We start from the raw sequence: 9952 nt of genomic DNA, 5'->3' as shown, positions 1-9952 counted from the left end.
AGGGCCAGGGCGAGCGCCCAGGCGCGCGGGCGCCGCGCCGCGCGACGCGCCCCGGCCGGCCTGCGCCACCGCCCCGCCATGCCCGGGCAGGTCCTGCTTCCCGACACCCTCGAATCCGTCCCCGAACGATCCTGCCGACAGTAAGCAGACTTTCCCCGGTTCGGCCACTGCCCCGGCCGCCCAAGCCTTTGAGATGAAAGCCTGCCGCCGATCATTTTCCGGCGCAGGCCGGCCTTCGGGCGGAAGCAGGCCGATGCCGGCGCGGGATGGCCGCCGGCCGGCGCCGGCGGATCGCGCCCGCGGCGAAGGGCCTGCCCTGGCGCCGCCGTCCGGCCTCGATGGGCGCCCGCGCTGCGGCGCACCGCTGCTGCCGCCAGGTCCCGCGCGGGCGCCGCCCGGTACCTCGTGGCTCCCAGCCGACCGCCCCCGGTGCGGCGCGCGGGCCGGTGGGATCAGCCGGCGGCCGGCGCCTCCGGCGCGCGGGGGCGGGCGGAGGCCACCGACCCGATGCCCTCCTGCACGAACTCGCGCAGCTTCGGCTGCATGGTCGTGTTGCCGGCGACCACATTGCCCTCGGCATAGGGGTCGCCGCCCTCGGGGTCGGTGACGAAGCCGCCGGCCTCCCGCACCAGGATCAGGCCGGCCGCCATGTCCCACTTCTTGATGCCGAGCTCCCAGTAGCCGTCGTAGCGGCCGGCCGCGGTCCAGGCGAGGTCAAGCGCCGCCGAGCCGAAGCGGCGCACCCCGGCCACCTGCGGCATGATTTTGGCGAGGATCTGGCTGAACTCCGCCTTGCGCGGCACGCCGGCGAAGGGGATGCCGGTGGCGAACAGCGCCTCCTTCAGGTCGCGCCGGCCGGAGACCCGCAGCCGCCGATCGTTCAGGAAGGCGCCGACGCCCTTCTCGGCCCAGAACATCTCGTCGGCGGCCGGGTTGTAGACGACGCCGGCCATGATCTCGGTGCGGTCCTCGGCGATCCGCTTCTCGATCCCGACCGAGACGCACCAGTGCGGGATGCCGTGCAGGAAATTGCTGGTGCCGTCGAGCGGATCGACCACCCAGCGCCATTCCCAGTCCTCGGCGCCATGGCTGCCGCTTTCCTCCATCAGGAAGGCGAAGCCGGGCCGGGCGCGCGACAGCTCGGCGCGCAGCGTCTCCTCCGCCCGGATGTCGGCGGCGGAGACGAAGTCGCCCGGCCCCTTCACCGAGACCTGCAGCTGCTCGACCTCCCCGAAGTCGCGCAGCAGCCGCTTGCCGGCCTTCTGGACGGCGTTGACGACGACGTTGAGGGCGGGGGAGAGGCGGGGGGAGGGGGCCATGGCTGTCCCGGCGATGGAGGGGGGGCGGCAGGGGCGCGCGGATGGCGCGCGGGCAGATGACGCGGGGCCGGATAACGGGCGGGCCGGGCGACGAGCCGGGGCCGCGCCCCGGCCGGGCGCGGCGGCGGTGGCCGGGGCGCGGCGGCCCCGGCACCGGAGGGAAAGGCTTGGCGGCTACTTCGCCCGCTCGACGTAGGAGGCGTCCTCGGTCTTCACCACGATCCTGTCGCCGGCGGTGACGAAGGGCGGCACCATCGTCTTCACGCCGTTGGACAGCACCGCCGGCTTGTAGGAGGAGGAGGCGGTCTGCCCCTTCACCACCGGATCGGCCTCGGTCACTTCCAAAACGACGCTTTCCGGCAGGGTCATCGCCACCGGCTCGCCCTCGATCAGGCGGACCTGGACGGTCATGCCCTCGACCAGGAAGGGCAGGCGGTCGCCCAGGATGCCGGTCGAGACATGCGTCTGCTCGAAGGTCTCGGGGTGCATCAGGACGATCTGCTCACCGTCCATGTAGGAGAAGGTGAACTCCTCGTCCGCCGTCTCCAGCCGCTCCACCGTATCGGCCGTCCGCCAGCGCTGGTCCTTCTTGGCGCCGGACTTGATGTTGCGCATCTCCACCTGGATGACGGCGGCGCCCTTGCCCGGGATCATGATGTTCTGCTTGAGGATGGTGTAGCGCTGGCCTTCGAATTCGATGACCATGCCGGCACGCATCTGGTTGGCCTGCATCTTTGCCATGGTGGGCTGCCTGTCCGGGTGGAGGTGAATGAGCGGGCGCGCGCCGAAGCCCCGGTGACGGACCTGGGGCAAGGCGTGGCGAGGGCGGCCTTCTAGGCGATGGGGGACGGGGATGGAAGGGGCGGGCGCCCCTGCCCCGCCAGGGGGGCGCGGAGCCGCGCCGCTGCGCGCCGCCCGGCCGGGATCTCGGGCGAGCTTTTGCCATCCGCTCGCGGCGGCCTCGCCGCCCGCCCCCGCGGGGCCGAGCACAACGACCATCATCACCAAACCGCGATGACGGGAACCGCGACGGCCCGGGCGTGGCGCGGATGCCCCACCCGGCAGGAAATGGCGGGCAGCCGGGACCCGACCGCCTGTCGCAACGTCCTGCGCCCGACGTCTCCCGCCCCCAAGCCTTGCAGGGCCTTGCGGGTTGCCATCCACAGCCCGGTCTGCGGCCGGTTCCGGAACGGACCGCCTGCGTGTCGGCCATGCTGCGCCGCCACACGCAGGACGCGAAATTCTTTGCGTGACGACCCCGGAATCATCGCATCCCGCCTCCCCAACCCCAGCGGATTGGTTTACGGTCCCGTCATCGGGGTGCCCCCTGGCCCCGAAAACGCTGCACGGAATAGCGAGCGATTGGGATGGAACGACGCATGCATACGGTGCCGGGCATCCGGCCACTGGTCCTCCCGCGGCTGCCGGCCGATTTCTTCCTCGCCCCCCGCGACCCCGCGGCGCCAGAGCCCCTGCGGCTCGAATGGCCGAAGCGCGGCCCCGGCTTCAAGCTGGCCGGCGACCCCGCCAAGCACGCCGCCTTCCGCGCCGCGGTCGCGGAATACGAGGCGGCGGAACTCGCCGCGGCGCATGGCCGCCTCTGCGGCGACATCCGCGGCTTCTTCGCTGCCCAGACCGAGATCCATCGCTGCTATGCGGCGCTGGAGGCCTTCGACCTGCCGGCGGCCGACCTGGCGCGGCTGCAGTCGCATGCCCGCCGCCGCGCCAAGGACGCGGCGCAGCGGGAGCGGCGCGAGGGCGAGGCGGCCTGAGCCGCCACCGCAGGCCGCGGCGGCCTCTGCCCGCGCGGCCTGCATCGGCCCCTGTTCGCAGGGCAACGTCCCGCGCCCGGATGGCCCCATCCGGGCGCTTTCCTTTTGCGGCCCACGGCCGCGCGATGCCCGGCCGAAGCCGCGCGCGGGGCGCTGCCTGACCGATCGCCTCCGGCTGCCGGCATTCGCCCCGGCGATCCGCGCGACATGCCCGATACCGACGGCGCCCGGGGACGGCCCGCTGCCGACGCAGCGGGCCGTGGCGACGAACTGCGCCCGCCGCCCGCGACCCGATCGGCCGCGCGGCGGGCCAGGGCCGGGGCAAGGTCCGTGAAGGGTTCGCCCGGCGCCGCCCCTGGCCTGCCGTCCCAGGGGCGTGCCGCATCGCCGGCGCGCTACAGCGGCTTGCGTTCAAAACTGAACGCCGCGCCGCTGTAGCGTGTTGTTTTCAGAGCAGATTCACGCCCCGGGCCGTTCACGGCCCTCCGCGATCCGCTCTATCCTATCGATTGCAGAGCGGATTCACGCGTCCGGGCGTTCACGCCGTCCCGCGATCGGCCCTAGGCATCCCTGCCCCCCGGGCGACCCGGCCCGGCGGCGACGCGCGGCCGGGCCTCTCCGCCGGCCCTATTCCCGCTCGTAGATCAGCCGCGCCCTGACGGTGCCGGGCAGCGCCCGCAACTCGCCCAGGATCGCCTCGGCCTCGGCCCGCGCCTCGACGCTCTCCACCACCACGTACCCCAGCTCGCCATAGGTCTGGTAGTACTGCGCGGCGATGTTCAGGCCGCGCCGGCCGAAGGCCTCGTTGATGCGGGACAGCACGCCGGGCGCGTCGCGGTGCACATGCGTCCAGCGCGCGCCGGTCGGCCGCGGCGGCAGCTGCACCTGCGGGAAATTCACCGCCCCCACCGTCGCGCCGCTGTCGCTGTACTCGATCAGCTTGCGCGCGACCTCCTGGCCGATGCGCGACTGCGCTTCCTGCGTGCTGCCGCCGATATGCGGCGTCAGGATCACGTTGGGCAGGCCCTGCACCGGGCTCTGGAAGGTCTCGCCGTTGCGCGCCGGCTCCTCCGGGAAGACGTCGGCGGCGAAGCCCAGCAGGTGGCGCGACCGCAGCGCCGCCGCCGTCGCCTCCAGGTCCACCAGCATGCCGCGGGCGTTGTTGATCAGGATGCTGCCGGGCTTCATGGCGCGCAGCTCCGCGGCGCCGATCATGCCGATGGTCTCCGGCGTCTCCGGCACGTGCAGCGTGACGATGTCGGCCTCGGCCAGCAGCTCCCGCAGGCTGCCGCAGGGGCGGGCATTGCCGTGCGGCAGCTTGGTGGTGTGGTCGAAGTAGATGACCCGCATGCCGAAGGCCTCGGCCAGGACGCTCAGCTGGCTGCCGATATTGCCGTAGCCGACGATGCCCAAGGTCCGCCCGCGCACCTCGAAGCTGCCCTCGGCCGACTTGTCCCAGCCGCCCTGGTGGGCGCTGCGCGACTTGTCGGGGATGTTCCGCAGCAGCATCACCACCTCGCCCATCACCAGCTCGGCGACGCTGCGGGTGTTGGAGAAGGGGGCGTTGAACACCGGGATGGCGCGCAGCCGCGTGCCGTCCAGGTCCACCTGGTTGGTGCCGATGCAGAAGCAGCCCACCGCGATCAGCCGGTCGGCCGCCGCCAGCGCCGCGCCCCGCAGCTGGGTGCGGGACCGGATGCCGAGCATGTGGACGCCCTGGAGCGCCTCGGCCAGCGCCGGCCCATCCAGCGCCTTGGCCAGGCGGGTGACGTTCTGGTACCCGGCGGCGGCCAGCAGCTCGACGGCGCTGTCGGAAATGCCCTCCAGCAGCAGGACCTTGATGCGGTCCTTCGGGAGGGAGATGCGGTCTGACATGCGGCGCCTCTGCGGCCGGGCGAAAGGGGGCGCGTGTTCTGCGCCCGGGGCTGCCGCTTGTCCACCCTGGCGGCGGCTGCCGGCGGCGCGGGGCGGCCGCCTCGCACCGCCGGGCGCATGCCGGGGCTTGGCGGCCGGCCGCCCGCGGCGGAAGCTGCGGCCAGGAAGGATCGCCGGGCACCGTACCAAGACGGAGGCTCATCGCATGGTCTCGTCCCCCTTTCCCCCGCCGGTCGGCCAGCGCCCCGCGGCCGGCGGCGCGCGCCGCCCGCCCTCGACCCAGGCGATGCTGGAGGCGCGGCTGGCGGCGGCGGAGCAGGCCGGCCGGCAATCGCTGCAGCAGGGCGGCGGGGTCTTCGCCGCGGGGCTGCTGACGCTGGCCACCGCGCTGCTCGGCCTGCGCGCCGGCGGCCTGGCGGAGATGCTGGTCCGGGTGCACCTCGCGGGAATGCTCGGCCTGGGCGGCATGGTCTGGGGCGCGGCGCTGGCCGACCGGGGCCTGGCCCGCCTGGCCGGAAGCCGGGCGGGTCGCCGCGCGCTTGCGGCCGGGCTGGCAAGCCGGGAGGTGCTGGCGCTGGTCATGGCCGGGGAGGAGGCCTGACGCCGGCGCCGCGACCTCCCGACGGAAAGACAGCGGCATCGCGTGCAGGGGCGGGACGGCAGGGCGGGGGGATCGGGCCGGTCGGCCTGAGGTCTGGTCGCCATGGGCGCGGGGGCCGCCGCCGGCCCCGCCTTCCCGGTGCGCCTTTCCGGGCGGCAGCCAAGGCGGCCCGCTCAGGCGCCGGGCAGCAGGTCCCGGGTGCGGTAGCGGGCCGGGTCCTGGCCCGCCGGCACCTTCTGGAAGACCAGGAAATAGCTGTGGTTCTTGCGGGCATGCACCTGCTTCAGCAGGCGCGCCACGCCCGGCCGGTTCGGCCGCACCAGCACGAAGAGGTCGCGCGCATAGAAGCCCATCGCCGCCAGCCCGGTGACGATCTGCACATGCGTCAGTTCCTGGCGGTTGGCGCTGACCTCGTCCTGGCACTTGACGATGAGGATGCCGTGGTCGCGCAGCACCCGCCGCGCCTCCCGCGCCGCATCCAGGTAGAGGTCGAGCACCGCCTGATGCCAGCGGCCGCCGCCGGGGCCCGCCCGGCCGCCGCCGGCATCATAGTAGGTGCGCAGCGCCGCATGGCTGCCCTGCCCGCCGCGCGTCTCCGCCTTCGGCCGCAGCAGGCCCTCCATATAGGGCGGGTCGAGCACCAGGGCGTCCACCGAGGCATCGGCATGCGGCAGGGCGCGGCAATCGGTGCCGGTGGACAGGTCGCTGGCCAGCAGGCGGTAGCGGCCGGGCGGCACCTGCCGCCAGAACACGCCCTGGCCGTAGGTGACGTCGGCGACGACCGCGCCGTCCGGCACGTGCAGGGCGAGGATGCGGGGGAAGAGGTCGGCATTGCCGCCGGCATGGGCGGAGAGCACGACATCGGCGGTCGCCACCCCGCCCTGCACGCGCTTCCGGCGGACAGGGGCGGGCGCCTCCGCCGCCTCGGTCACGCCTCCTCGCCGCCGGGATGGCCCGACGCAGCGCGCAGGGCACGGATCTCCGCCTGCAGCGCCACCGGATCGGGCGCCGGCAGCCAGGCGGCCTCCGCGGTCACGGCATGCGCCAGGCGGCGCTTGTATTCGGCGCGCGGGATCTCGTGCGCGCCGAATTGCGACAGGTGCTCGGTCAGGAACTGGCTGTCCAGCAGGGTGAAGCCGCCCAGGCGCAGCCGCGCCACCAGATGCACCAGCGCGACCTTGGAGGCATCGCGGGCCCGGCTGAACATGCTCTCCCCGAAGAAGGCGCCGCCCAGCACCACGCCATAGAGGCCGCCGACCAGCCGCCCCGCCTCCCAGACCTCGACCGAATGGGCGTGGCCCTGCCGATGCAGCGAGAGGAAGAGATACTCGATCTCCGGGTTGATCCAGGTGTCCTCCCGCCCCGGGGCGGGGGCGGCGCAGCCGGCGATGGCGCCGGCGAAGTCGCGGTCGGCCGTGACCTCATAGGGACCGGACAGGGTGGTGCGCAGCAGCCGCTTCGGCAGGTGGAAGCCGGCATCGAGCGGGATGATCCCGCGCCGCTCCGGGTCCAGCCAGTAGAGCCGGTCGCCACGCCGGCTTTCCGCCATGGGAAACAGCCCGGCGCGATAGGCGCGCAGCATCAGGTCCGGGGTGATGTCGATCTGCCGGCGGCTCATGCGGCGGCGACCGGCAGGGGCGCGATTCGGGCGGCCGCCATGCCGGCATCGCCGCGGACCGGTCCGGCGCCGCGGCACGCGGCCGGGTGCGGCGCATCCGGCGCCCGGAGCGTGACGTCGAGCCGGCGCAGCCAGGCGGAGGCGGTGGCGAAGGCTGCCGGCAGCGTCTGGCGGGCCTGGGCCAGGCTGTGGCTGGACATGCGGCGACTATACCGCCCCGGGTGGCCGCCCGCCACGCATCACCCGCCTGTCCCCGACGAAGGGCGCAATCCGCTCCCGCTCAGGCCGTGGCGCGGCGCGCGACGAAGCGCTCCAGCCAGTGGATGGTGTAGTCGCCGGCCTGGAACTCCGGGTCCTCCATGATGGCGCGGTGCAGCGGCAGCGTGGTGCGGATGCCGTCCACCACCATCTCCGCCAGGCTGCGGCGCAGCCGGGCGATCGCCTCCGCCCGCGTCGCGCCATGCACCACCAGCTTCGCCACCAGGCTGTCGTAGTGCGGCGGCACGGCGTAGCCCGAATACAATGCGCTATCCACCCGCACGCCCAGCCCGCCGGGCGCGTGGTAGGTGGTCACCCGCCCGGGCGACGGCGCGAAGCTCTCCGGATCCTCGGCGGTGATGCGGCATTCGATGGCATGGCCGTGGAAGCGGATGTCGGACTGGTCGTAGCCGAGCCGTTCGCCCGCGGCGACGCGGAGCTGTTCCTTCACCAGGTCGATGCCGCAGACCATCTCGGTCACCGGGTGCTCGACCTGCAGGCGGGTGTTCATCTCGATGAAGGCGAACTGCCCATCCTGCCAGAGGAATTCCAGCGTGCCGGCATTGCGGTAGCCGAGCTCGCGCAGCGCCCGCGTCACCTGCGCGCCCAGCGCGTCGCGCTCGGCCCCGCTCAGCACCGGCGACCCCGCTTCCTCGACCAGCTTCTGGTGGCGGCGCTGCAGGGAGCAGTCGCGCTCGCCGAAATGCACCACGCCGCCATGCGTGTCGGCCAGCACCTGCAGCTCGATGTGCCGCGGCCGGTCGAGATACTTCTCCAGGTAGACGCTGTCGTCGCCGAAGGCCGCCTTCGCCTCGGTGCGGGCGACCCGCCAGGCCTCCTCGATCTCGGTCTCGTCGCGCGCCACCTTCATGCCGCGCCCGCCGCCGCCGGCGGCCGCCTTGATCAGCACCGGGTAGCGCACCTCCTCGGCGACCGCACGCGCTTCCTCGACCGAGGTGAGGGCGCCGCGGCTGCCGGGCACGAGGGGCACGCCGAGCCGCCGCATGGCGTCCTTCGCCGCGATCTTGTCGCCCATCATCCGGATATGCTCGGGCGAGGGGCCGATGAAGGCGAGGCCATGCGCCTCCACCATCTCGGCGAAATTCGCGTTCTCCGACAGGAAGCCGTAGCCGGGATGCACCGCATCGGCGCCGGTGATGGCGGCGGCCGAGAGGATGGCGGCGACGTTCAGGTAGCTGTCGCGCGCCGCGGGCGGGCCGATGCACACGCTCTCATCCGCCAGGCGCACATGCATCGCCGCGGCATCGGCGGTGGAATGCACCGCGACGGTGCGGATGCCCATCTCCTGGCAGGCGCGGTGGATCCGCAGCGCGATCTCGCCGCGGTTGGCGATGAGAACCTTGCCTATGCGCACGCGGCGCTACTCCACGATCATCAGCGGCTCGCCGTATTCGACGGGCGTGCCGGATTCGATCAGGATGCGCGTGACGGTGCCGGATTTCGGCGCCTTGATCTGGTTGAAGGTCTTCATCGCCTCGATCAGCAGCAGGGTCTGCCCCTGCGCCACCTTGGCGCCCAGCGTGACGAAGGCCGGCTGCCCCGGCTCGGGCGAGAGATAGGCGACGCCGACCATGGGGGACGCGATCAGGCCGGGATGCTTGGCCAGGTCCATGCTCTCCTCGGCCAGCGTGGCCGGGACCGGCACCGGGGCCGCGGCCACGGGGGCGGCGGCGGGCGGCGCCATCATGCCGCCCGGCCAGGCCATCTGCACCGCCGCAGGCGCCGCCGGCGTGGGCAGGGTGCGCGCCACGCGGATGCGGCTGTCCTTCTCCACCAGCTCGATCTCGGTCAGGTCGGTGTCCTTCAGGATCTGCGCCAGGGCGCGGATCGCCGCCGGGTCGAACTGGATGCCGTTGCTCATGCCTCGTCGTCCTGGTCGTCCTCGTCCGCCGCCGGCGCGACAAGGCCCGCCATCGCCCGCAGCGCCAGCGCATAGCCCTCGACGCCCAGGCCGGCGATGACGCCGGTCGCGGCCTTCGAGACATAGCTGTGGTGCCGGAATTCCTCGCGGCGATGGATGTTGGTGATATGGACCTCGATCACCGGCAGCCCGACCGCCAGCAGCGAGTCGAGCAGGGCGATGGAGGTGGTGGTGTAGCCGGCGGGATTGATGATGATCCCGGCCGCCCGGCCGCGGCATTCCTGCACCCAGGTCACCAGCTCGCCTTCCCCGTTGGTCTGGCGGAAATCGATGGCGAGGCCGAGCTCCTCCGCCGTCTCGGCGCAGAGCGCCTCCACGTCGTCCAGCGTCGAGTGGCCGTACTTCTCCGGCTCCCGCATGCCGAGCAGGTTGAGGTTCGGGCCATTCAGCACGGCAATGAGCGGCGGGGTCACGGCAGGGTGTCCTGACGGGTGAGGGGTGGGGGGCTAGCACGGGGTGTTTTCGTGCCGCAAGCGGCGCCTGCCCGGCGCCGGAGGCGCGGCAGCAGGGCTGCGACAGCGCCGGCGCGGCGCGGCGCCCCGGGCCGCATCCCATGGCGGGCCGCGC

Annotated in this window: 11 protein-coding genes; 2 read left to right on the top strand and 9 right to left on the bottom strand. The window is 73.4% G+C overall.

Features of this window, described 5'->3' with window-relative positions; all coding sequences use genetic code 11:
- Positions 1-452 precede the first annotated feature (452 nt).
- Positions 453-1319 (bottom strand): inositol monophosphatase family protein, encoded by an 867-nt coding sequence (locus E2C05_RS24050; protein WP_133222181.1) that lies wholly within the window; start codon positions 1317-1319, stop codon positions 453-455.
- A 174-nt stretch (positions 1320-1493) separates the two neighbouring features.
- Complete coding sequence (gene efp, locus E2C05_RS24045; protein WP_133222180.1) at positions 1494-2060, bottom strand: elongation factor P; 567 nt, start codon at positions 2058-2060, stop codon at positions 1494-1496.
- Positions 2061-2686: 626 nt separating this feature from the next.
- Between efp and E2C05_RS24040 the strand changes: the two genes are divergently transcribed.
- A complete protein-coding gene (locus E2C05_RS24040) occupies positions 2687-3091 on the top strand; it encodes a hypothetical protein (protein ID WP_205083025.1) in 405 nt (134 codons plus the stop codon).
- A 627-nt stretch (positions 3092-3718) separates the two neighbouring features.
- Here E2C05_RS24040 and serA read toward each other — a convergent pair.
- Positions 3719-4966 carry a phosphoglycerate dehydrogenase gene (gene serA / locus E2C05_RS24035; RefSeq protein WP_133222178.1) on the bottom strand — a complete coding sequence of 416 codons (1248 nt, stop codon included), beginning with the start codon at positions 4964-4966 and terminating at the stop codon, positions 3719-3721.
- A gap of 205 nt (positions 4967-5171) precedes the next feature.
- Here serA and E2C05_RS24030 point away from each other — a divergent pair, with 205 nt between their 5' ends.
- Complete coding sequence (locus E2C05_RS24030) at positions 5172-5567, top strand: hypothetical protein (RefSeq protein WP_133222177.1); 396 nt, start codon at positions 5172-5174, stop codon at positions 5565-5567.
- A gap of 173 nt (positions 5568-5740) precedes the next feature.
- Here the strand turns inward: E2C05_RS24030 and E2C05_RS24025 are convergent, their stop codons facing one another.
- The 6 genes from E2C05_RS24025 to aroQ form a co-directional block, all read right to left on the bottom strand.
- Complete coding sequence (locus E2C05_RS24025; RefSeq protein WP_133222176.1) at positions 5741-6499, bottom strand: site-specific DNA-methyltransferase; 759 nt, start codon at positions 6497-6499, stop codon at positions 5741-5743.
- A complete protein-coding gene (aat, locus tag E2C05_RS24020; protein WP_133222175.1) occupies positions 6496-7185 on the bottom strand; it encodes a leucyl/phenylalanyl-tRNA--protein transferase in 690 nt (229 codons plus the stop codon). The genes E2C05_RS24025 and aat overlap by 4 nt, the downstream gene beginning before the upstream one ends.
- A complete protein-coding gene (locus tag E2C05_RS24015; protein WP_133222174.1) occupies positions 7182-7385 on the bottom strand; it encodes a hypothetical protein in 204 nt (67 codons plus the stop codon). The genes aat and E2C05_RS24015 overlap by 4 nt, the downstream gene beginning before the upstream one ends.
- Before the next feature lie 80 nt (positions 7386-7465).
- Entirely contained in the window at positions 7466-8812 is a 1347-nt protein-coding gene (gene accC / locus E2C05_RS24010) for an acetyl-CoA carboxylase biotin carboxylase subunit (RefSeq protein ID WP_133222182.1), read from the bottom strand.
- A gap of 12 nt (positions 8813-8824) precedes the next feature.
- Positions 8825-9325 (bottom strand): acetyl-CoA carboxylase biotin carboxyl carrier protein, encoded by a 501-nt coding sequence (gene accB, locus E2C05_RS24005; RefSeq protein WP_133222173.1) that lies wholly within the window; start codon positions 9323-9325, stop codon positions 8825-8827.
- Complete coding sequence (gene aroQ / locus E2C05_RS24000) at positions 9322-9798, bottom strand: type II 3-dehydroquinate dehydratase (protein ID WP_133222172.1); 477 nt, start codon at positions 9796-9798, stop codon at positions 9322-9324. Before aroQ ends, accB begins: the two co-directional genes overlap by 4 nt.
- Positions 9799-9952 lie beyond the last annotated feature (154 nt).

It is taken from the genome of Paracraurococcus ruber, from assembly GCF_004353985.1.
Lineage (GTDB): Bacteria > Pseudomonadota > Alphaproteobacteria > Acetobacterales > Acetobacteraceae > Paracraurococcus > Paracraurococcus ruber.
The sequence above is the reverse complement of the archived record's forward strand: the minus strand, read 5'-3'. Positions and strand labels throughout refer to the sequence as shown.